This window comes from Paenibacillus sp. MT124, from assembly GCF_058792755.1.
Window position 1 is genome coordinate 3,348,832 of record NZ_CM179500.1, and the last position, 22,793, is coordinate 3,371,624.

Here is a 22,793-nt window from a genome sequence, read left to right on the forward strand (position 1 = left end):
ACTATTCCCCAAACATTCTCGAGACTTTCCATTCCCGCATGATGCGACTCTAGATATAAACTGAGATCCTACCTGCTTAAATAACATCAATTCAAATTAACAACAAAAAAACCGTTGATCCTCATTATTCAGATCAACGGCTTGTTAATTGTGCAAACAGCGGTTTTATTTCTGTTCCTTATACACGCGTACATAATCCACTTGCATCGTCGCCGGGATATCAGAGGCGTTCGGAATACGGCCACCGTCAAAGTTTCCGCCGATTGCCAAGTTCATAATGAGGTAAAACGGCTCATCGAAAGGTGCATTCGGATTATTCGGTGCAGCTGCGGAATACCACTGCTCGTTAGTAACTTTATAGAAAAACTTGCCGTCTACATACCATTTAATGTTGTCCTCTTCCCAGACTACCGAGTATACATGATAATCATTTGAGGTTACGGTAGTTCCCGCTGCCTGAACCTTTGAAGCCGGCAGTATGCCAATACTGGCCAGCATCACAACCACCAGGAACATAGCAAGTACCTTTTTCGTAAACCGTTCTCCTTAAAGTGAGATGGATTCATAATTGCCCTCCTTTAATAGAATAATAGCTTCTCCCAATCCATGCGCATTAAGGAAATCGCTTACATGGGGGCTATCTTTATTCTATCGAATAGGTTAATTTGCTGAAAATAAAGCTTTTGTAGCTTTCATAGCCAACCATAGCAGCCACCTCAACAATTTTATGATCAGTTTCAGCGAGGAGCCGCCGCGCTTTATCCAGACGCACATCTCGTAGGTACTCAGCAAAACCTTTACCCGTATTCTTCTTAAACAGATTTGAAATATAAGCATAATTAAGCGATACATGATTGGATACCATCGCGAGGTCCAGCGGTTTGTGGAAATTCTCGTGGATAAAACGAATGGCTTCATTCAGATCCTGCGTATGGCGATAGCTGCACTTATAGTCATAATAGAACTGATTCAGCCGAAGCAGCTGCTGCTGCAGTGCTTGTATATAATCACGCATCCCTTGATAACCAAAGAGATTACGCAATGATTCAAGGTCCAGCTTTTCTTCCCCCATGTAAGGGAGGATAACTCGTTCGTATTCCTCCATCATCTGAACGGTGCCTAAGCGAACAATTGGAAATATAAAAAAAATACGTAAGGTATGCATCATTTCATAAAACTAACCTGCCCGTTAGTTGAACAAAAGCAGCCGATCATATTGATCAGCTGCTTTCTTTGTTTTATAACGATATCGTTTCCCGTTAGTTTAACGACGTTTAGTCCTTAACTACTCCTTAGCTCTTTTGTGCTTCTAATTCTTTTAAGGTAGGATAGTCCGTGTATCCTTTTCTTCCTGCCGCGAAGAAGGTTTTAGGATCTGCCTCATTTAATGGAGCCCCTATTTTAAGTCGCTCCACTAAATCCGGATTAGCTATGACCATGCACCAACTGGTACGATATCAGCTATGCCGTGATCAAGATCGTTACTCAGATCTTCCAGAGCACGTCCTGCCCGGTTGACTAATAGTGGATTGGTCCAAATGGAGCGAACGTCCTGCAGCAGCTTTTCATTTCCAAGATGCATCACATGAAGGTAAGCCAAATTCAGCTTCGCTAATTCTTGGACCAGGTAGAGATAAAGTTCAGGACCTTGTTCTCCATCCTCAATTCCTCCAAGAGGTGTCCCCGGTGAAATACGGAAGCCTGTTCTTGAAGCGCCAATTTCTTCTACAACGGCTTTGGTCACTTCAATTGCGAAGCGGGCCCGGTTTTCGATCGATCCTCCATATTCATCCGTCCGTGTATTCGAGTTTTCACCAATAAATTGATTAATGAGATACCCATTAGCTCCGTGAATTTCAACGCCGTCTGCTCCGGCTTCAATAGCCGCTGCTGCTGCTTTGCGGAAATCTGCAATGGTCGTCTGAATATCCTCTTTGGTTAACTCGCGTGGAACAGGGATGTCCTGCATGCCTGTAGCGGTAAACATCTGAACACCAGGAGCAATCGCTGATGGCGCAACGGGCTGACGGTGATGGGGTGTATTGTCGGGATGAGACATCCGGCCAGCATGCATTAACTGGATAAACATAAATCCGCCTGCTGCATGAACGGCATCTGTAACATTTTTCCATCCTTCAATATGTTGTTCCGTATAGATCCCCGGCGACCACAGGTAACCTTGACCATCATCGGATGGTTGTGCCCCTTCCGTTATGAGAAGCCCCATCGAAGCTCTTTGTGCATAATACAGGGAGGTTAATTCACCCGGCGTACCGTCTTCTTCTGCTCTGCTGCGTGTCATCGGTGCCATAGCTAAACGATGCGGCAATTTCAGATTACCGACTTTGGTTTCACTCCACAATTTGTTCATTTTGAACACTCCTCTTTAATTTTAGTCCAAACCGTAATAGTAATTAAGAAAGATGCGGGTATAGAGTAGCAACGCCACCGGCAAGTCCAGCTTGAATCATTCGACTGTTATCATCGGCAAGAATCTCAAAGCTGCCGCTTTCGATGCCATCAATAGCCATTCTCGCAACATCTGAAGGGTTTGATTTGGGAGCATCAAGACCGGCTGTCATGTCTGTTTCCATAAATCCTACATGTAAGCCTGCAACTCTAATCTGACGAGGGTACAAATTCAAACGCAGATCGTTCGTCAATGCCCAAGCTGCAGCCTTCGCAGCAGTATAAGCACCCGCAGTTCCGCCACTGAACCAAGATAATGCGGAGAGAATATTCAGAACCGTACCTCCACCGTTGTTTTCAATGACCGGGGCAAAAGCGCGAACCATGGATAACGTACCGAAGAAATGCGTATCCATTTCCAGCTGGATTTTTGCCAAATCCCCTTCCAGGAGAGAAGCACCTGTAGATGATCCTGCATTATTGATGAGAAGGGTAACGTCCTTAGCAAGGCTGGCAGCAGCTGCTACCTCTTGAGGATTGGTTACATCAAGTTTTACAGGTATAACCCCGGGGATATCGATGGTCTCTGGATTTCTTGCCCCTGCGTATACCTTAGCCCCTCTAGAAAGAAGTTCAAGTGTAAGCTGGCGGCCAAGCCCCCTGTTTGCTCCAGTAACCAATGCGACTTGTTTAGAAATGTTCATTGTATTAACTCCTTTTTTTTTTGTTTGTTTTGAATTGTAATTATTCATAATAAAATCAGGGTCCAAAGGCTGAATGTTTGAGAACGATCATTCTAATAATGCTTGAATAAAGCACCATTTAGTAAGATTATTTAAATGAAGGATAGATCATTAATTCAAGAACGAACATACTAGAAAGTGCATAGGGAATGATGCAACCATACTTTCTTAGTCGGATCTTCAATCATTATTTAGTTAGCAGTTGAATCGATGTATCGGCTGTAAGTCAAGAAACCTTCATCAAAATTGTCTGTGAGATTGGTTTCCGAAATGAGCAGGCACTGAACATATCAGAATGGTTCTACCTTTCAATTTCATGATCATCACCCCCTTCCCTTAAAATCGGATAATGACTTTTCCTTTAGGATGACCTGTTCCAACAAGGATTAGAGCTTCATTGATATCTTCAATGCGAAACTCTGTAGGATCCACCGCGGGAACAATTCCGTTCTTTTCAATAATCTTAGTCATTCTCCGCAATTGCTCTCCATCGCTGCGAACAAAAACGAAATGATATTCAATCTTCTTTTTCTTTGCCTTGTGATCATACTTGGCTCCGGCAATGCTAAATAGCTTTTGTTTCCACCACGGTAAGCCCATTGCTTTAGCAAAACGTTTATTAGGGCCTGTCCTTAGCGAAAGAAGATGACCACCTGGTTTAATGACGGAGAGTTCATGATCGAATTCACTGGGTCCCAAGGTATCGATCACATAATCAAGATCACTAAGTTGTTCCCAATAGTTCTCTGTCGTGTAGTCAATGTATTGATTCGCTCCAGCGGCCATTGTACGTTCGCGTGCTGTTGGACTTCCACTAACGATGACCTTCAGCCCCATGCTTTTAGCGATAGGAATAGCCATTTGGCCAAATGAACCAGAGCCGCCGGGAATGAACAAGCTTTCGCCAGCTTTTGCAGCTAGCTCTTCATGCAAACTTTGATAGGCTGTTAATCCTGTTAAAGGCGCAGCCGCACCGGTTACAAAGTCCAGATTACCCGGTAAGTGAGCGATGGCATCCGCATGAATCGCCGCGTATTCGGCAAACGCACCGATTTTTTGCAGCGGGAGCCGTGTATAAATCGCATCGCCAACTTTGAAACCAGTGACGTTCTTGCCAATCTTCTCGACAATACCAGTGAGCTCATTACCGAGTGTCAGCGGGAACGCATAGTCCTGGATTAACTTCACGCTTCCGGTTGCGATAAGCAGTTCCAGGTGGTTGACCGCCGCAGCTTTCACCTTCACCAAAACTTCGTGATCCGTTATTTCCGGGACTAGGATATCGCGTACTTCAACTTTAAACTGTTTTGAATATTGGGTAATCTGTGCTGCTTTCATAAAATTATCCTCCTGTATGCAGTTCACCAAGTAACATTTATTTAATTTTGTAACTTACACAGCAAGCATAATCTTATTGGTTACAAAAGTCAACGTTTGTTACTCCATATTTTATATGCTAAAATAAATGGAAGGTATGATTACGGGTGGTAAAGACTAATCAACGAAAGAAGGGTTGGGCGTAACGGTGTGAGACTGGGGTATAGCAGTAACTGGTCGCTTCAAAGAGCCCCATATTCACCTGCCATAACAAATGGCTAAAATCACGCAGCAGCTTATTATTGAAACTGCCGAGGCATTAATGGAGCGCACGGAGAAATCTGAAGTGACGCTCTCACAAATAGCGGATGAACTGAATATTACCCATGCAGCACTCTATAAGCATTTTAAAAATAAACAAGAACTCTGGGCAGCTGTAGCTAAAAACTGGTTCAATCGGATGATTTCAGAACAAATCAGTATAAACATGGCGCATTTGGCCTCTTCCCAGGAAATGCTCCACGACTGGCTTTGGGCATTTGTGAATGCCAAAAAACGCGCTTATAATGAGAATCCCAAAATGTTCGCATTGAATACACAGTATGTGGACAGTAATCCTTTGGTATTACGGGATGTTCTCTGGGATTCATATCAAATTATTGATGGGTTTATGGGTTATAACGATCCTCACTTTGAACGGGCTGAGGCAATACTATCTGCTTTTGCGGTGTTTAGTCTCCCCTCTTTTAAGGAATCCTGGAATTCACCTGACTACCAAGATCGGTTTGAACGCATCTGGAGTTTAATCAAACCGGGTGTTTGAAAGGATATCCTATATTACAAGGAGCGGTGTTGCCTGCCTAAGGTACCTGCTCCTGATTCATTGCTGCACTTAATTTCTTATCTAAGTGGGAACTTGTTCTTGCACATGAGAGCCTGGGACTGGGGAGTTCTTTTCCGTCTTTTCCCCAAAAGAATATTCGCCTTTGTTCTAGTTCAGAGCAATTAATATTCAACTAAACTGTCCTATAGTTGAACAAAAGCAGCCGATCCCATAGATCAGCTGCTTTCTTAGTATATTAAATTAGCGTTTCCCGTTAGCGTAATATTCTGTACTTCTACCTATGATACGGATCATTGTAATGCGCTCCTTGTAATTCACTTTAGTTGATGCTGGAATTAACTTTTGTAACGGTATTCATTTTATTTAGGATGACCAATGCAAATATTGCAATCGCAATCCCTGCAGCACCAATCCATGTAATCGACGTGAGAGAGATCGTTTCAATAGCTATCCCTCCCACACCCGCACCTGCTGCCATAGCAAGCTGCATCATGGACTGATTAAGACCAAGCATAACTCCTGATGCTTCAGGTTCAATTGTCGTTAAATGATATTGCTGCGTTGGACCGGATGACCATGCTGAGAAGGACCACAACAAAAGTACGATCATTACACCAAGTAATGTATGGGTCACAACGGACAACAGGATCAGCATTACAATGTGGAGTGCCAATCCAACGGATAATGTTCGATGAACGCCCCAACGGTCCGTACTGAAGCCACCGATTTTGGAGCCAATCATGCTGGCTATACCAAATATAAGCAATGCGCCGCTGAGATATTTATCACCTAGTCCCGATACTTCAAGCAAATAGGGAGAGAGGTACGTATAAGCGATGGAGTATCCTCCAAGCCAAAAGAAGGTAATCGATAATCCTAATGCAACTTTTGGCTTTTTCAATAAACTTAACTGCTGTCTTAACGGAATGGGCGCGTCCCCCTTAATACGCGGAATGGCGAAAGAAAGAATGATCATTGCGATAATCCCCAAAAGTGCAATCCCCCCAAACACTGATTTCCAACCAAGTGTGTCGGCTGTGATTCGTCCAAGAGGTACACCAACGATTAATGATGCCGTGAAACCCATGACCACTGTGGCAATAGCACTTGCTTGTTTACCTGCTGGTGCAATTTTAGCTGCAATATTTAAAGCAGTGACCACAACGATTCCTGCACCAATCGCCATAATGATACGAGCAACTACAAACAGTCCATATCCTGGTAGGGTAAATGCGAGGATATTAGAAATCACAAATATTGCCAGGCCAATAATGATTAATTTTCGTCTGTCCATACTTGCGGTTACCGCCATTAGAATTGGAGTGAATAAAGCATAGACCAGAGAAAAAATGGTAATTAACTGACCCGCTGCAGCCAGTGAGACATCAAAAGACCCGGCTACCTTATCTAAAATGCCAGATAAAATATACTCAGAAGTCCCAACCAAAAAACTAACGATAGCTAAAATATAGACTTTCAAACTCGATGACATATGTAATACAACTCCTTTAATAAAGTATAATAAATTACATATTGCGAAATGTAGATATGTATAATCACAAATAAACATATAACGAATTGTCGAAATGATCAGCGAAGAAAAAACTGAATTCTTGGTAAGAACTCAGTAATAACTTACATATCATTCATCATATAACGAGCCAATTGCTTTATGGCTTCCTCGTCTCTCTGATAATACGTAAATTTGCCTATCCGTTTTGTTGTAATCAACCCTGCCCGCTGCAATATCGTAAGATATTGAGAAGCCGTTGACTGTGTCATGTTAAGCTTGTCGGTTATTTGACTTACACAAACCCCTACTTCCTTCATATCCACTCCTTCATGGGGTTTGAAATACACGTATGGTTCTTTGAGCCATTGTAAGATCTGTAACCTGGATTCATTCGAAATGGCTTTAAATACTTCAATTGGATTCATAACCCTTATTATATCGATCATTTGCGATATGTCAATTTAAATTTCCTATAACATATAGATCATGGAAAGTACCGATAATATAACTGCGGTATTAAGTATTTTGAGCTAAAATTCAAATTTTTAGATAGGATAAACTTTGTTACAGACAGAAAAGAATCGTTACAGGACATGTAACGCTGCTACATTTCAACATAAACGATCGAAACCTATGAAAAGTAGGTTCCGATCGTTTTGTTTTTTTCAATCTTATTCAGATACCGGATAAACATGTCCGGAAAGATCAATAACAGAACGAGGCTGCTATACAAACCATATGTATAACTACTCGCATAGGCCAAGCCGAAGACTTCACTGAACATAAACGTGATTAAATGAACCAACATATTCGTAAAACAGAAAGCATAACTTCGGATCATGTAATTCCGGTGTTTTACGATTCGTTTCTTTTTAATCTGCACAATCGCCATAACTGTCACTAGTGGCCAAATGATGTTGATTATGTTAAACGCGATGCTGTTGATCTTGCCTCCAGTGGAATATGGAGCCATGTAGCCGGATGTCAGCACAACCGTCATTACAGAAACGACATAGACATACCCGTTGATCCGATGAATTTTCCGGTGTTTCTCCAGTATGAAGCTTGAAAAATTGACTAACCCTGCTGCCATCGCTAAACATGCAAATGCAACATGAATGTACATAACTTTTAGCCATACCGGAAGATTCAATTCACGCTTCAGCCCGGTTTTGTGACTGAGAAATGCGGTTGCTTCCGGATCGAATACGTAATGCCTAACTAGCGAATACAGAATGAAAATGATGCTGACCCCGACCAAAACGCGGTAGGCCATGTTTGTTTTTTTCATGATTGAACCTTTCCGTTTCTAATATCATCTGTCGTTACACTGAATCTCAATCAAACTAAGCGATGACCTGTCAGTTTCGATGCTGGCAAGAAACCAGCCTTGGCAGTTCCATTCATCACATCCCCTTGTACGTTTACCTCAAAATGAAGCTGTAATTTCATCGGTTTGCTCACCCGAAGATCCCAGACTAATTTATCACCCTGATCCCGAGGATGGATGAGTTCCACAGTCTCACCGTCTTGCGTAGCTGTGCCCCGAATGCTGCCGTTATCTGTATGAATCACGAGACTAGTTTCAAGTTTACCAATTGGTGTTGAGATGACTACTTCCCATTTCCCTTCGTAAAGTGACGCAGAGGCATGCACCTTCTCTAGGATAGCCGGCGCGAATTTTATTTCCTCTTCTTTTCCTGTCGCGTCCATGTCATCCGCCCGCACCATTCCTTCTGCTTTCCATACCGTTCCCCGCCGCTCAAATTCAAATAGCTGTTCCACGGCATGTGCAATACGAGGGCCTAGTGTACGTTCCACTAAATATAACGCAATATCAAGCCCAGAAGTCACACCACCTGCACTCACCAAATTGCCGTCATCCACAATGCGTGCCTGAATAGGAAATACTCCGGTAGCGCCCAAAACTCCCATGCCCATATGATGCGTAACTGCATGTCTGCCTTCAAGCAAATCAGCCATGGCAAGCAGAAGTGAACCACCGCACACCGTAGCAACTAGAACGTCTTCTCGTTCCAATGCTTGTCTAATTTGTACAGAAATTTCTGTAGCAGCAGCACGGTTCAGAATGATTGGAATTGAATCAGGCTCCTCTCCGGAGACTTTACCGGATGCGCCCGGTACAAGGATTATGCCCCCACATTCAGGATCCAGTTTCCCAGTCGCCTCGATCTCCAGCCCTTGAATACCACTTGTGACGTGCCGTGGCCCTTCCGCGGTCACTAGTTCTACCCTCAGGGCTTCTTCAGTATACATTGATGCCGCAATAAACACTTCATAAGGCGCAATTGCATCCAAGAGATCAAAGCCATCAAACAACACAATTTGAACATGCAGCATAAATATGTCCTCCCTATGATTTCGATCTTGATGCAGGGGATTCTCCCTGTTCCTTTGATAAGGATACCAACAAAACCTCTCAAAAGAAGGTCCATACTCGCCACAAAACCATCAACAAAATATCACAAAATTATAAACATCCATTGGTTTTCAATACGACCATGTTACACTAGGTTTTGAAGGTGGGATACGTATGAACGATTCAATTACTGTGCTTATTGTTGACGACGACCTTAGCATTGTCGAATTATTAAAAGACTTTTTGGAACACGAACAATTTCGCGTCATCACGGCTTGCAACGCTACTGAGGCTTGGGATGCGCTCCAGCATTATGCCATTCAATGTATCGTTCTGGATATCATGATGCCTGGACAGAACGGCTTCGATTTGTGCCGCCAGATTCGCAAAGAAAATCCTGTGCCGATTTTGTTCTTAAGCGCCAAAAGTGATGACGTGGATAAAATTAGAGGGCTTTCGCTGGGTGGAGATGACTACATTGTGAAAACGGCTTCTCCTGGCGAAATTGTCGCTAGAGTAAAGGCCGTATTAAGACGTACCTCTTCTTCCCCACCTCAGACCTCGGTAGAATCTTTGCTGGAAAACGGTCATTTGCAATTAAACCTCATATCCAGAGAGGTATACGTAGAAGGCAACAAAGTCATGTTTACCCCCAAGGAATATGAATTGTTGCTGCTGTTTACCCAGCACCCCAAGCACGTATTTACATATGATCAATTACTGGACAAGTATTGGGCAGGCATTGGCGACAGACATACGGTTCGTGTGCATGTAAGCCGCCTGCGCGAGAAGATCGAAATCGATCCGGCTAATCCGCAATATCTGGTGAATGTTTGGGGCGTGGGATATCGCTACGAAGGAGGTTCACGTGAGAACGTTAAGGATTCGTAAACTCATGTTGCTTTTTCTGGTGTTCATCCTGCTGTTGCCTTGGCTCCTCTTTTTGACCGCTCATTATATCGAAACCGGAACCTTACGATTTTCCGCAGCTGCACTGCTGAATGAAGAACAACAAATGCAGCAGAATGAGATTATTGGGCAGATCGAAGCGAATATGGACCGCTGGAGTGTACCCGAATGGCAGGTGCAGTTGAAAGGCCTGTTGGATGATACAAACATGAATGTTTCCCTGGTCTCCGCTGCCGGACAGGAGATTTATCGTACTAATGCGGACCATATCAATAGATATACAACTGTTGAGCGATATACATTGCTCGCAGATGGTCAAATAAAAGGGAAAATCGAACTTTACATTCCTAAATCAAACCAGCTCCAAGTGTTCTCAATCTTTATCGGATTTTTGCTTGCCTTGTTTGTCATCAGCATGGCGATGCGGCATTTTTTGATCAAACCGCTTGAGAGTCTTAGTACGTCTGTGCGCTTGCTTGCTTCCGGGGATTGGAACGTGCCTATTCCTGCTTCACACATCAAGGAAATTGCCGATGTCCGGGATGCTTTTGACGAGATGGTGCAAGGATTGCAAACGTCTCACTTGAAACAAACGAGCCTCGAAGAGGAACGTCGTTTCGTCATTGCCGCTGTGGCACACGATCTTCGAACCCCGCTCTTTGCACTGCGTGGATACCTCGAAGGACTTGAACTGGGGATAGCCCAATCCCAAGAAAAAACAGCGAAGTACGTCGCCGTATGCAAAGAAAAAGCATTACAGCTGCACCGTTTGGTTGAGGATCTATTTACGTTTTCCAAAATGGATTATAGCGAATTTATGCTTATCGAAGAAGTCGTAAACCTGCACACTGTTCTGCAGCAATCGGTAGAAAGTGTGGCGCCCTCGGCTCAGCAAAAGAATATCTCAATAAATTTGCATTTAACAGGAGCATGCATTGTTCGCGGCGACGCTCATCTGCTAGAACGCGCGATCAGCAATTTATTGGATAATGCCGTCAGATACACCCCTGATTCCGGAAAAATTATCATAGAGTGCAACAGATTTACCGATCAAATCAGGTTTACAATCCGAGATACGGGTTCAGGATTTGCAAAGAATGAACTGAAGCGAGTATTCGAACCCTTATTTCGAGGTGAGATGTCCCGTAACCGTTCTACTGGAGGCAGCGGTCTGGGCATGGCTATATCCGAACGCATCATCCGGCGACATGGAGGCGAACTTTTGGCTGACAACGATACCCGCGGCGGAGCGCTCTTGTCGGGATGGCTTCCATCCTTGAAATAATCATGTAAGAGGCTCCCAATGGATTGATAGAGACCAGTCCATTAGTAAAAAAATAGCAGCCGATCATATAGATCAGCTGCTTTCTTAGTTTTATTAAGCTATCGTTTCTTCGTTAGTTTGATGACACTCTCTCTCCAATTAGTGAGACTGAGTATCTCTTGTCCAAAAGATCAATAATCTAACTCTGCTATTATACGATGCAAGATAGTTTTGCTATCTTCATCCTTGGGTCGAGGTTCTCTACCGATTTGTTTGTAAACCTCCTTTTCCTCTAAAAGTTGTCTCGGGTGTAAAACATGAGCTGATATTCCGTTTAACATATTGCTTTGTGATAACAACGAATCGGGGCGCCATACCCACTCCGGTAAACCATTCATAGTAATACTTCCATCATCTGTATTCGTTATGTAGGCAAATGTAATATCTACCCCATCTTTACTAAAATCAGACTGCCTCCCACGAAACTGCTCTTTCACAGAAGTCTGTTCATAACCCGCCTTCGCAAGAGCGCGTTCTAACTCTTCTCTGTTTTGTATCCATGCTATCAGGTCTATGTCGTCATGTGAACGGGTAACCTTGCCGAGCAAAAAATCTATTGCCCATCCACCACGCAACCAGAATCTGCATCCAATTGCTGTACAAATAATGCTTATTTCACTTAACAACTTTAATTGTGACTCTGTTTGTTTACCAAACGCTGGATCTACCATGATTATCCCCTTTCACAAATGTAACCCATACCTATTACACAAATAATACGATATGCTGAGCTACTGTGTTCTAATGTTATCGTTTGTATTAAAGTTTAATTCACTCATGTTAGTAACAGTGGGACACACCATTAATGAAACCTTTTTTAAAATTTTAACGTCTTATGTAATACGTATCGAACTCTTGATTGAGGTGAGCCAGATGAACCGAATCACCAATTATATCTTTTTAGCAATTTCCGTTTTCCTATCTTATGGCATCGGAGCCTGGCTTTATCAAAAGGGAAGTCAAGTATTATTCAATCAAACCATTCATCCTAGTGAATATAGTGGTATCGTTATTACATCATTCTTCCTCTATTTGATGATTATTGTACCGATAATAATATTGAGCATGTATGTGATTAACCAAACATCATTAAACACTGCATTAAAATGGTTACTTGCTCTCAGTATTTCCGTGGGTGCAGGACTCATCTTCCCATTTTTAGCCTCAGGTGGACAACTAGCTTCCCCTGAGGGGCAATTGTTATTATTATTATTCATTCCATCAGCAATTGTGTTGGGAATCATCTCTAATATCTTTTTCTTCAATAAAAAAGTTAAAAATTAGTATAAATTTCATTCTCAAATTGGTATTGAGCCTTAAGTTTAAAAATATTTTGACGCTTCCAGTAATCAATTCGATAAATCATATAGAATGGCTAGCGTCTCTTCAATTTCTTTAATTTAACAATATCAGCGGACCATGAGGGTCAACTGCTTCCCTAGTTTCCATGAATTAACTTTTCCCGTTAACCTAATAAACAGATTAGAGACTGTCGGATAATTAAATTGTCTATTTGGATATCGTCCGGAAATATTCTATAACTACCTCACGGAATTCGTGAGCCGCTCGCGAAATGTACCGACTCCTCTGCCATAACAAAGCGATCTCCCTTACCAATTCATGATTTTCTACTTTGAGATATTTGATATGTGCCCCAGAATACCTCGCCGTACTTGGTATAAAGGCTATGCCAATCCCAGCTTCCACTAGAGAACTTAGCCTTGCAGGTTCATCACCTTCATACACATATGTAGGTATAAATCCAGCCGATTTGCATATAGAATCCACCAGATCGCGAGTACCGTAGCCTCTTTTTACACCAACAAAACATTCATCCCTTAGCTCAGTCAAAGATATGTTGTTTCGGTCAGCAAGCCGATGCCCTTTGGGAACAGCTACAAGAATCGGGTCGACAAACATGATTTGACATACGATGTCTTCCCCTCGTATAGGAGGTGAGGACAAGCAAAAATCAACCTCTCCTCTATGAAGAAGCGTAACCATTTCCTGCGTGGTGAGCATTTGCACATGAAATTGGATATCAGGTCGCTTGTTCCGAAACTCTCGAAGGATCTGAGGCAATGTGCTTGCGGTAGTCACCGCCAATTCGAGTGTGCCATGTTCTGGGCTGGACAAATCGCTAATCTCCTGCTTCCCCTGTTCCAATTCAAACAACGCCCTTTCTGCACGGAGATAGAATCTGCTACCAAACTCATTCAATCGCAGTTTCCTCCCTACTCGATCGAATAACGGGACTCCCAAATCCTCCTCCAAGCGCCCAATCGTTTTGCTTAGTGATGATTGGGTGACGTGCAGACTTCGTGCTGCTTCGGTCATATGTTCCAAACGAGCTACCTCTAGAAAATATTTCAGTTGAAGAAGTTCCATTTTACACCCTCCACTCATTCTCTTGAGTCAATGAAATCATAACATAAAATGCATTGGAATAAATAAATGATTTCAAGTACGATGATGACACTAAGATACAGAGTGGGGGATTAAAATGAGTATTCGCAGTAGGTGGTTGATGATTTCCGTTGGACTAGGGATTCTATTGAACCCTTTGAATTCTTCAATGGTTTCAGTTGCTATTCCAAGGCTGCAAAATGTGTTCCATCTCGACTTTACAGTGGTCTCCTGGATTATTTTTTCGTTCTACATTGCGAGTGCTATCGCTCAACCGATTATGGGAAAAGCCAGCGATTTATTCGGTAGAAGGAGGATATTTCTTAGCGGACTTGTTGTATCCTTCGCTGCATCATTATTAGCTCCACTATCCCCAAACTTTGGATGGCTCATCGTGTTCCGCATTGTGCAATCCATCGGAACAAGCATGATGGTTGCGGTTGGAATGGCCATTGTGCGAATTCATATTACGGAGAAACAAGCAACTGCACTGTCAATGTTGTCCATATTTCTGTCCGGAGCGGCAGCGATTGGCCCCTTTATTGGCGGGGTCATCATTCACTGGTGGGGCTGGCCTGCTATCTTTTGGGTTAATATTCCTTTCGTCGTGACAAGCTTTTTATTAGCATGGAGGCATATTCCTAAGGATGATCCGTCTACCACATCAGTTGCTCGCAACATGTCCTTTCGCAAATGGTTTGATTTGATTGATGCATCAGGAGTTCTGCTATTTACCGTGGGTCTCGTAGCTCTGCTCGTTGGACTATTGTCCGCAAAATCATCTGGTCAGATTTCTTTTTACAACGTTATTGTCGGGCTGATTGGCTTCGTTGGACTGGGAGCTTTCGTGCGACATGAGCTAAAAGCGAAGGCACCCTTTATTCCTTTACGCACATTCGCTAAATATCCTGCAATGACTTGGATCAATGTCGAATTCATGGTCGTTAACTTGCTTTTTTACTCTCTCTTTTTTGGGCTTCCATCCTACTTGCAAATCGTACGTCATGTCAGCGAGTTCCATACAGGGATGCTCATGCTAAGCTTAGGCTTGTGCTCGCTCGTTGCTTCCCCAATGGCAGGACGATGGATCGATAAATCAGGACCCGGGCCAGCATTGCTTATGTCCGGAATACTAATGACATCTGGGTCCGTGTGGATCGTGACACTGGATCAGACTTCACCGGTTATCAGTGTATGTCTTGCTTTAGCTGCATTCGGTATTAGCAACGGGTTGAACAGTGTAGCTATGCAAGCGGCCTTATTCAAAAGCTCACCAAAAGAAATTATTGGTGTAGCATCTGGAATATTCAATACCTCAAGATACCTGGGAACCATTCTCTCTTCTTTACTGATTAGCATTGTAATGGGAGATCACTTCAGCTTCGAAGGATTTCGAGTACTTGGGATGATCCTCACGTTAATTGCATTGTCATTGGTATTCATAAATTGGCGGCACAAGGAGACAGGGCAGTTGCATGAGTCCTAGTTATCTCACAGATGTAAATTATCCTTTGTTACTCAACAGAAAGCGGCAGCTGATCGTGAAAATCAGCTACCGTAATTTCTTGTTGAATTAACGTTTCTCGTTGGTATAATGACGGCAGCGGCAGGGTAATCTTATCATCTGTTCATCTATTCTTAAGTTCCGAAAAAATAGGCGGTTCATATGACCGACCGACTCCTACACCACATTGAAGTAAAGTTCTCCCGTTAGTTGAATGAATTGAAGGGCAAGATACGATTAGATATACGCCTAACTGGCAATGGGACCATGTTCTAGTCTCTCGATATCCGCTGTCTATTCTTCAATGGAGATTTTTCAATACCACGACAATATTACAACAAAAAACCGTTAATATTAAACTTAACGGTTTTAAAAAATTCGATATGTTTTCATATGAATCAACTATTTTTTGAGATTTCAGTCGATGTAATTTATTTGCTTATTGATAACTATACTTGAGAGCTATTTTGGAAACGATTGATATCTCATCTCAATGATTTTCTTTAAGAGAGGAACACTGATCTCCTCACTTCTCTTCCCTGCTATTTTCCATAAGCGCAAAGAAAGACGCGTACGCCTTCTGTGATGATACGTTTGGTTTGCTCCTCCTCCAAATCGCTTGCTTTTATCGGTTGATCAAATACCAACAAAAACGTTAAGGCAGCAAAGTGCTTTGTAGCCATTACAGGATCTGGCACAGCGAGCAGTCCGGCTTGTCCAAACTCGGTAAACCTCCTGATAATCCCCTCTTCCGTTGCGTTATCCAGCTTTTCTAAAAACGAGCCTGGCAGGTTGGCGGCTTCCATAGTAACCAGACGGATCAAAGCGCTGTAATCGGACGAACCGTTCGCAGAAGCTACGAATTGTTCGCAGAATAAGATGAGGGCCTGCTCCAGATCCTCGAATTCCAAGAGGTAGTCTGATATCCCTTGCTTGATCATGTCCAGAACCGCCTCACTGGTTTCTTCCACAACAGCAAGCAGCAAGTTCTGTTTGTCCCCATAATAATCATAAACGGTCCGTTTGGAAACTCCCGCTTTAGCTGCGACTGCATCGACGCTGGAGCGATCAAAACCATCTGAAAGAAACAGGTCTCGTGCTGCCGCAATAATTTTGGCTCGTTTGTATAAGGAGCCTTTGCGGATTTTTTTGTTTACCGTATTATCCATCCTTATGTTTCCCCCCTATAGGTATACTATCAAAAATGAGTTCCACTTTACAAACTACACTGCACGGTGTAGTATAATCAATGCATCATATCAATATTAATGATCAAGGAGGAATTTATCCATGAAAACCGCTCAATCTTTTGTTGATGTTCTCATTGTCGGGGCCGGACCAACAGGGCTTACACTTGCCTGCGACCTTGCCCGTCGAAACGTCGACCATCGTATTATTGAACGAAGCGCCTTATATAACGTAGCGTCTCGCGCCAAAGCAATCCAGCCCCGCTCGCTTGAGGTTGTTGATGATTTGGAGGCCGTTAATTACATTATGGACACAGGTGTTGTGGATTTGCCTGTTCGTTACTATACCGCAGATGGCAGGAGTGTCGACAAGCCTGCTATTACCGTTGCAGCCAGCGCCGAACTGGAGACACCCTATCGTGATCCGGTCTGGATTGCTCAGTATGATGTGGAAAAAGCATTGCGCGACCGCTATGCGGCGCTTGGCGGTCAAGTCGAGTTGGGCGTGGAAGCTGTAGGGCTTGAACAGGATTTGGATGGTGTGACGGTAACCTTGAATACACCGCAAGGAGAAGAGCAAATTCGCGCTCGTTATGTCGTCGGCGCTGACGGGGGGAAAAGCAATATCCGCAAGTTTATTCACTTACCGCTGGTTGGGAAAACACACGATCAGGAGCGATGGTATCTTGGCGATGTACGATTGGAAGGGTTGGATCGCGATCATATTCATATCTGGACATCTTCGGAGGGGATGGTCGGGGTGACACCACTGCCGAAATCCGATATTTGGCAGCTGCAAGCTACAATTCCGGCAGATATCGAAGAACCAGAGCAGCCGTCACTCGAGGCGTATCAAGCCATGTTTGACCGCCGGGCCGGGGCAGGAGTTGTTCGGCTCACGGATGCTTCCTGGCTTTCTATCTACCGGGTCAACGTCCGTATGGTTGAATGTTACCGCAACGGCCGGGTCTTCCTTGCCGGCGATGCTGCTCATGTTCATTCGCCGGCCGGCGGTCAAGGCATGAATACGGGGATGCAGGACGCGTACAACCTCGGCTGGAAGCTGGCGGCTGTCATACGCGGAGCAGACACCGACCTGCTCGACACATACGATGAGGAGCGCCGCCCAGTTGCTCAAGCCGTGCTTGAGGACAGCACGAAGAAGATGCAAGGGGTCATAGGAACGGCGACTGAAGGCGGAGGGTTGTCCCAATCGTTGAGCACCATATCCGACGATCTGACAAGTGGGCTTCTCATTTCCTATCGATCAAGTTCTCTTACCCGCCCGTCTGCTCGCAGGAATGTTACCCGTTCATTGGCCGGGGACCGTGCTCCTAATGCCGAGGGTCTGCAAGGTATAGGATTTGCAGGAAGTGTATTTGACTTATTGCGCGGCCCACACTGGACTCTTTTGGCTTTTGTAAACCGCACAGATCTTCTTTCTTTGAAAAACTTCGCCTACGACGAACTCCATGTGCATTGCATCCTTCCATCGCATGTGGAAAAAGTGGAAGGTATAACGGATACCGGAGGGAATGCCTATCGGATTTACGATATAAAAAGTAATGAACTCGTATTGATTCGTCCTGACGGTTACATCGCACTGCGGGCCTACATTCATGATACCGCATCGATTTCGAATTACTTGAATTCCATTTATCGCGCAAATTGATTTGGTCAAGGCCAGTGGAATTCTTTTCAACATCTCATATGGCTATCGGCTCTTATATTCTTTAAATTTAGGTTATGGAAGGACTGTTACTATGGAAGATATTATTCGAACCGTTAACTTGACCAAGCAGTACGGGAATAAAGTCATTGTAGATCGCGTTTCGATTTCCGTTAAGAAGGGAGAAATCTATGGATTCCTGGGGTTGAACGGTGCAGGGAAAACGACAACCATCCGGGCTCTTCTCGGAATGAGTAAGCCTTCTTCCGGAGAAGTGTATTTGTTTGGTCAGCGCTGGGCGAATGGGAATCCTGATTTGTCAAGACGAGTAGGTTATATGGTGGAAGTTCCTTATGCCTACCCTACCTTTACGGTTAGGGAAAACTTGAGTTTAATGGCTAGATTGCGAGGATTATCGGTTCCGAGGGCAGTTAACGAAATTATGGAGCAATTGAATTTGACCCAATATACGCATAGTAAGGCAAGAGATTTGTCACTTGGTAACGCGCAGAAACTTGGATTGGCCAAAGCGTTAATTCATAAGCCTGACGTCCTGATTCTTGATGAGCCAACCAATGCGCTTGATCCAGCCGGAATTGTCGAGATAAGGGAGCTGCTGAAAGCTCTAGCTTCTCAACAAGGGGTTACCGTGTTTATATCGAGCCATATCCTTGAGGAAATATCCAAAATGGCTTCTCGAATCGGCATTATTCACAAAGGCGTATTGCTTGAAGAACTGACAACAAAAGACTTTGAAACCATACGCCGAAAGCAGTTGATAATCGGGACAAAAGATGATCGAAAGGCTCAAGCTATTCTTACAGAGTCCGGGTATGCGGTACATTCGACTTCGAACGGCTTTGCGCTACCGGACGATCATGCCGTTAAACATCCCGAACATATCGCGAGATTGCTTGCTCATCATGAAGTACCGCTTACCATGCTTAACATTGAAGAAGAGAATTTGGAGCATTATTTTCTCAATGTAATCGGAGCCGAGGAGGAAAAACGGATTGAGACCATTGTTGACAGCCTGTAGTGTTGAAGTTTACAAATTGCGTCGTTCCTATGTTTTATGGGGCACGCTTCTGTTTATATTGTTTGTCACCACATTGTTCTTAGGACAGCCCAATTGGCGTTCATTTTTTGAACGGACTGCATTTTTGTATGCATCTGTGTTTGGGCTGCTGGGGTTTGGATTGGTAACAAGTTGGACATTTGGCCGAGAGTATTCCGATCGGACGCTCAAGGATTTGCTCGTTTTGCCTGTATCACGTGGTAAAATCGCGATTGCCAAGTATGTTGCAATTATATTCTGGTGTTTAGTAATGATGTTGATCAGCTTTGCTTATGCCTTAATACTTGGTTTTGCAATCAGACTTCCTGGCTTTTCGTTTGCAATTGTTCAACATTATTTGTTCTTAATACTTATAATTGGTGCTCTCCACCTATTATTAAGTGCTCCTCTTGCCCTATTGGCTTGTATATCACGCGGTTATCTGGTACCGATCGGCTTTGCATTTACAACTTTAATGTTGGCATTAGTGTTCGGCCCAACCGCCCTTGGAGCTTATCTGCCATGGTCTGTACCTGCTTTGCATTTGCAGGAAAGCGGAGTATCTTTATTTCCCTTGTTGGGTACCAGTTATTTACTTGTTTTCTTAGTCGGAATCCTAGGTCTCATTGGAACGGTTAAATGGTTACAAAACAGGGAGCAGTGATGATTTTACAAGGAAGACTTCTGCGTAAAATCCATTTGGAAGAAGATGATGCACGAACAAAGTAATATAGCCTTTACGCAGAATCTTCTTTCCGGACGCTGGAAGTATTTTATATTATGGTATCTAAAAAATGAAACACGTCGTTATTCGGACATCAAAAAATTTCTTGGCGATCTCTCTCAGGGCTCGCTTACCAAGCAACTTAAGGAATTAGAGAATGATGGCGTTATTCAACGTGATGTTTATCCGGAAGTTCCTCCACGAGTCGAGTACTCTTTGACAGAAAAGGGAATGAAGTTACTTCCAATCCTTGAAAAGATGGAGGACTTCGGTAAAGAATTCGGTGAAAACAGGTAATTTGAATGGACGTTCCCTCAATTACTACGCTAAACTGCCCGTTACCTGAACAAAAGCAGCTGGTCGCTTTGATCAACTGCTTTCTTTATATCATTGAGTTATCGTTTCCCATTAGCTTAACGTGCTATAGTAATTCTTTAAATACATATCAACCTGAGGTGACTTTCTAGTTTTTATCATCGTACAACGAACGTAAGCAAATCAAAAAAAAACCGCCAGTAAAGCTGGCGGGAAAACTAAGAAGTGAACTCTTAAACTAAGAAAGCCTTGGAGATAATGACCAATAAAATAAACAGTACGAGTATTGCACCGATGGACGTAAAGCCACCATATCCTCCACTTACTCCTCCTACATTATCATTACCATATCCAACTTCACTCATGCTTCCATCCCCCTCTTTGTGGTATGGGATAGATTATTCAGGTATATCCATTTTGACAAGGCTTTATTAAAAAAAAGGCCACCAACCAACAGGCAAGTCTGCTTCAATCAACTATGAATGGGAGTCTTCTTAATCATAGCTGCAAACATAGTAGATTGTTCTTCAAGCTGACCATCCCTTCCGATCACTCTGCAGTTATTTGCTGGCAAACACCCTTCATCCTTCAGCATGTATCTGAGCTCTGTAGCATTGGAAGGCTCAACCATATGGTCGACAGGTCCTCCCTCCATTCAATTTCAGCGTCTGCGTCAGCATTTGGTCAGCTAAAAGGATATCGAAACAGCGGCATTGTAGGACACAAGGCCCTAGAATGCCGCTGTACGTTCCCCGTTCGTATATCAATACATCATCTCTGCAGCACAGAGGTGTTAATGTACAATGAGAACTGGGCAAATGGATAGCTGTGAAACCTTGTGGCTGACACTTCCAAGCATTATTTCTTTTATCCCGCTTAGTCCTCGGCTTCCAATAATAATGAGTTGCTGCTCAGTATCCCTTGCATATTTTAATATTTCATGTGCAGGGTTTCCCTTAAGATGAACTGTTTTCGGATTAATCCCCGCAAATTCTAATTTGGATTTGGCTTGTTGTAATTGTTCCAAGCTCGCCTTCTCCATTTCGTTCAATATTTCTTCCAAGAAATTCTCTGGTACATATGTCATGCCATTCGATACATATTCCTGGCTGACATTAATCAAGGTAACTTGAGTTGATTTGTTTCGGGCTATTTCAACGGGTTACCTACAAAACGATTTCTTGCTGCTCCTATACCAACTAAAAAGAGTAAAACCGAAGCACCAAGTAGAATGATAAGTGGCAGTTTCCAGCTATTTGTCGCATCATGCAGATATCCTATAAGGGCAGGACCGACTGCGGCAAGAAGATATCCGATCGATTGCGCCATGCCTGACAGTTCAGCTGCTTGATGTGCATTTTCGGTACGTAATCCAAAAAACATCATGGACAAACTAAAGGCGAAGCCTCCCCCAATTCCAAGTATTATGATCCACAACAATATGATATCGGAACTCCCATAAAGAAGTCCGAGCGTTCCCGTCAAAAGCAAAGTGGTTGTGATGACCACTAACAAACGTTGGCTAGACATTCGCCCAGCAATAACGGGAACAACAAATGTAAATGGAAGCATGGCTAACTGTATGATCGAGAGGTACCATCCTGATTGGTTGGAGTCAATTCCTTGTTGCTTTAAAATTTCGGGTAACCATGCGATCAACACATAGAAAACCATAGATTGTATACCCATAAATAAGGTTACTTGCCAGGCAAGAGGGGAACGCCAAACATTCACATCCTTGCTGTACCTGTGTTGGCTCGTCGTGGCTGTTTGCCTCGTTTGATTTTTTAATTGCGGTAACCAACAAAGGATCGATACGAAACTTAGAATCCCCCATATTCCTAGCGCTCCCTGCCATTTTAGACCTGCGTTCACGGCTAGCGGTACACTTATTCCTGATGCGATTGCTCCACTTAAACTCATTGAAATAGAGTAAAGACCTGTCATGGAACCCATTTTATTTGGGAAATCCCTTTTGATAATACTGGGCAATAATACATTACATACGGCAATTGCCAACCCAAGTATTGCAGTCCCAATATACAGATTAGCTGCGCCAGATAAAGAACGTATTACAATACCAACAGTCAGAAATATGAGTGCAATCAAAATAATGCGTTCAACCCCATACTTTCGTGCTAATTTGGGTACTAGAGGCGATAATAAAGCAAAGGCAAGTAAGGGTAGCGTTGTTATGAGGCCGGCTAATGTATTTGAAATTTGAACGTCATCCCTTATAAGACTCACCAAAGGCCCGACTGAGGTTAAAGGAGTACGTAAATTAGCTGCAATCACAATAATGCCGAGAATGATAAACCCTATAGAAGATGGTACGGCTTTTTTATTTTGTTGGTTCGGCATTCTTCAATTCTCCTTTCTGAATTCATACGTATGGTTTGTTTCCTGCTAATTGAAAAAAGAGGCAATAACATCCGCGCGGACACAAAAAGTATATTATAATGTATTAATATTTACAATAAGTATTATATAAT

23 protein-coding genes and 1 pseudogene are annotated in these 22,793 nt (G+C 43.3%); 9 read left to right on the forward strand and 15 right to left on the reverse strand.

Annotated features, from left to right (window positions below; genetic code table 11):
• Nucleotides 1-174: 174 nt before the first annotated feature.
• From AC3RCI_RS15285 to AC3RCI_RS15305, 5 genes and pseudogenes are all read right to left on the reverse strand, one after another.
• Nucleotides 175-435 (reverse strand): annotated as a pseudogene (locus AC3RCI_RS15285) (glycoside hydrolase family 16 protein); the annotation flags it as partial.
• A 208-nt stretch (nt 436-643) separates the two neighbouring features.
• Nucleotides 644-1,072, reverse strand: coding sequence for a helix-turn-helix transcriptional regulator (locus AC3RCI_RS15290; RefSeq protein WP_492525244.1), 429 nt, complete (start codon nt 1,070-1,072; stop codon nt 644-646).
• Nucleotides 1,073-1,429: 357 nt separating this feature from the next.
• Nucleotides 1,430-2,371 (reverse strand): alkene reductase, encoded by a 942-nt coding sequence (locus tag AC3RCI_RS15295; protein ID WP_492525246.1) that lies wholly within the window; start codon nt 2,369-2,371, stop codon nt 1,430-1,432.
• A gap of 43 nt (nt 2,372-2,414) precedes the next feature.
• Nucleotides 2,415-3,113 carry an SDR family oxidoreductase gene (locus AC3RCI_RS15300; protein ID WP_154894191.1) on the reverse strand — a complete coding sequence of 233 codons (699 nt, stop codon included), beginning with the start codon at nt 3,111-3,113 and terminating at the stop codon, nt 2,415-2,417.
• A gap of 375 nt (nt 3,114-3,488) precedes the next feature.
• Nucleotides 3,489-4,490, reverse strand: coding sequence for an NADP-dependent oxidoreductase (locus tag AC3RCI_RS15305; protein ID WP_492525248.1), 1,002 nt, complete (start codon nt 4,488-4,490; stop codon nt 3,489-3,491).
• Between the two features lie 253 nt (nt 4,491-4,743).
• On the opposite strand from AC3RCI_RS15305, the gene AC3RCI_RS15310 reads away from it, so the two are divergent.
• A complete protein-coding gene (locus tag AC3RCI_RS15310; protein WP_492525250.1) occupies nt 4,744-5,292 on the forward strand; it encodes a TetR/AcrR family transcriptional regulator in 549 nt (182 codons plus the stop codon).
• A gap of 340 nt (nt 5,293-5,632) precedes the next feature.
• Here AC3RCI_RS15310 and AC3RCI_RS15315 read toward each other — a convergent pair whose 3' ends face one another.
• The 4 genes from AC3RCI_RS15315 to AC3RCI_RS15330 form a co-directional block, all read right to left on the reverse strand.
• Nucleotides 5,633-6,805, reverse strand: a complete 1,173-nt coding sequence (locus AC3RCI_RS15315; protein WP_492525252.1) for an MFS transporter — start codon at nt 6,803-6,805, stop codon at nt 5,633-5,635.
• 143 nt (nt 6,806-6,948) lie between these two features.
• Nucleotides 6,949-7,251, reverse strand: coding sequence for an ArsR/SmtB family transcription factor (locus AC3RCI_RS15320; protein ID WP_492525254.1), 303 nt, complete (start codon nt 7,249-7,251; stop codon nt 6,949-6,951).
• 206 nt (nt 7,252-7,457) lie between these two features.
• A complete protein-coding gene (locus AC3RCI_RS15325) occupies nt 7,458-8,117 on the reverse strand; it encodes a DUF2306 domain-containing protein (protein ID WP_492525256.1) in 660 nt (219 codons plus the stop codon).
• Nucleotides 8,118-8,167: 50 nt separating this feature from the next.
• Complete coding sequence (locus AC3RCI_RS15330) at nt 8,168-9,187, reverse strand: DJ-1/PfpI family protein (protein WP_492525258.1); 1,020 nt, start codon at nt 9,185-9,187, stop codon at nt 8,168-8,170.
• Nucleotides 9,188-9,380: 193 nt separating this feature from the next.
• Between AC3RCI_RS15330 and AC3RCI_RS15335 the strand changes: the two genes are divergently transcribed.
• Both AC3RCI_RS15335 and AC3RCI_RS15340 read left to right on the forward strand, forming a co-directional pair.
• Nucleotides 9,381-10,097 (forward strand): response regulator transcription factor, encoded by a 717-nt coding sequence (locus tag AC3RCI_RS15335; protein WP_154894185.1) that lies wholly within the window; start codon nt 9,381-9,383, stop codon nt 10,095-10,097.
• Nucleotides 10,075-11,400 carry a sensor histidine kinase gene (locus tag AC3RCI_RS15340; RefSeq protein ID WP_492525260.1) on the forward strand — a complete coding sequence of 442 codons (1,326 nt, stop codon included), beginning with the start codon at nt 10,075-10,077 and terminating at the stop codon, nt 11,398-11,400. The genes AC3RCI_RS15335 and AC3RCI_RS15340 overlap by 23 nt, the downstream gene beginning before the upstream one ends.
• Before the next feature lie 170 nt (nt 11,401-11,570).
• Here the strand turns inward: AC3RCI_RS15340 and AC3RCI_RS15345 are convergent, their stop codons facing one another.
• A complete protein-coding gene (locus AC3RCI_RS15345) occupies nt 11,571-12,110 on the reverse strand; it encodes a nucleotidyltransferase domain-containing protein (RefSeq protein WP_492525262.1) in 540 nt (179 codons plus the stop codon).
• Between the two features lie 202 nt (nt 12,111-12,312).
• Here AC3RCI_RS15345 and AC3RCI_RS15350 point away from each other — a divergent pair, with 202 nt between their 5' ends.
• Nucleotides 12,313-12,723 (forward strand): hypothetical protein, encoded by a 411-nt coding sequence (locus AC3RCI_RS15350; protein ID WP_492525264.1) that lies wholly within the window; start codon nt 12,313-12,315, stop codon nt 12,721-12,723.
• Between the two features lie 225 nt (nt 12,724-12,948).
• Here the strand turns inward: AC3RCI_RS15350 and AC3RCI_RS15355 are convergent, their stop codons facing one another.
• Nucleotides 12,949-13,827 carry a LysR family transcriptional regulator gene (locus AC3RCI_RS15355; RefSeq protein ID WP_492525266.1) on the reverse strand — a complete coding sequence of 293 codons (879 nt, stop codon included), beginning with the start codon at nt 13,825-13,827 and terminating at the stop codon, nt 12,949-12,951.
• Nucleotides 13,828-13,942: 115 nt separating this feature from the next.
• Here AC3RCI_RS15355 and AC3RCI_RS15360 point away from each other — a divergent pair, with 115 nt between their 5' ends.
• The gene (locus AC3RCI_RS15360) at nt 13,943-15,331 is read left to right on the forward strand and encodes an MFS transporter (RefSeq protein ID WP_492525268.1); all 1,389 of its coding nucleotides are present in this window, start codon (nt 13,943-13,945) and stop codon (nt 15,329-15,331) included.
• Between the two features lie 560 nt (nt 15,332-15,891).
• On the opposite strand, the gene AC3RCI_RS15365 is transcribed toward AC3RCI_RS15360, so the two are convergent.
• Nucleotides 15,892-16,518: a TetR/AcrR family transcriptional regulator gene (locus AC3RCI_RS15365; RefSeq protein WP_492525270.1), complete on the reverse strand. Its 627-nt coding sequence runs from the start codon at nt 16,516-16,518 to the stop codon at nt 15,892-15,894.
• A 121-nt stretch (nt 16,519-16,639) separates the two neighbouring features.
• On the opposite strand from AC3RCI_RS15365, the gene AC3RCI_RS15370 reads away from it, so the two are divergent.
• From AC3RCI_RS15370 to AC3RCI_RS15385, 4 genes are all read left to right on the forward strand, one after another.
• Nucleotides 16,640-18,208, forward strand: coding sequence for an FAD-dependent monooxygenase (locus AC3RCI_RS15370; RefSeq protein ID WP_492525272.1), 1,569 nt, complete (start codon nt 16,640-16,642; stop codon nt 18,206-18,208).
• Between the two features lie 91 nt (nt 18,209-18,299).
• Nucleotides 18,300-19,244: an ABC transporter ATP-binding protein gene (locus AC3RCI_RS15375; RefSeq protein ID WP_492525274.1), complete on the forward strand. Its 945-nt coding sequence runs from the start codon at nt 18,300-18,302 to the stop codon at nt 19,242-19,244.
• Complete coding sequence (locus tag AC3RCI_RS15380) at nt 19,219-19,926, forward strand: ABC transporter permease (protein ID WP_492474220.1); 708 nt, start codon at nt 19,219-19,221, stop codon at nt 19,924-19,926. Before AC3RCI_RS15375 ends, AC3RCI_RS15380 begins: the two co-directional genes overlap by 26 nt.
• A gap of 45 nt (nt 19,927-19,971) precedes the next feature.
• On the forward strand, nt 19,972-20,283 hold the full coding sequence (locus AC3RCI_RS15385; RefSeq protein WP_492525276.1) for a winged helix-turn-helix transcriptional regulator: 312 nt from the start codon (nt 19,972-19,974) through the stop codon (nt 20,281-20,283).
• 251 nt (nt 20,284-20,534) lie between these two features.
• Here AC3RCI_RS15385 and AC3RCI_RS15390 read toward each other — a convergent pair whose 3' ends face one another.
• The 3 genes from AC3RCI_RS15390 to AC3RCI_RS15400 form a co-directional block, all read right to left on the reverse strand.
• Entirely contained in the window at nt 20,535-20,666 is a 132-nt protein-coding gene (locus tag AC3RCI_RS15390) for a sporulation protein YjcZ (RefSeq protein ID WP_127537104.1), read from the reverse strand.
• A 428-nt stretch (nt 20,667-21,094) separates the two neighbouring features.
• Entirely contained in the window at nt 21,095-21,424 is a 330-nt protein-coding gene (locus AC3RCI_RS15395; RefSeq protein WP_492525278.1) for a universal stress protein, read from the reverse strand.
• Between the two features lie 26 nt (nt 21,425-21,450).
• The gene (locus AC3RCI_RS15400; protein ID WP_492525280.1) at nt 21,451-22,662 is read right to left on the reverse strand and encodes a CynX/NimT family MFS transporter; all 1,212 of its coding nucleotides are present in this window, start codon (nt 22,660-22,662) and stop codon (nt 21,451-21,453) included.
• Nucleotides 22,663-22,793: the final 131 nt, after the last annotated feature.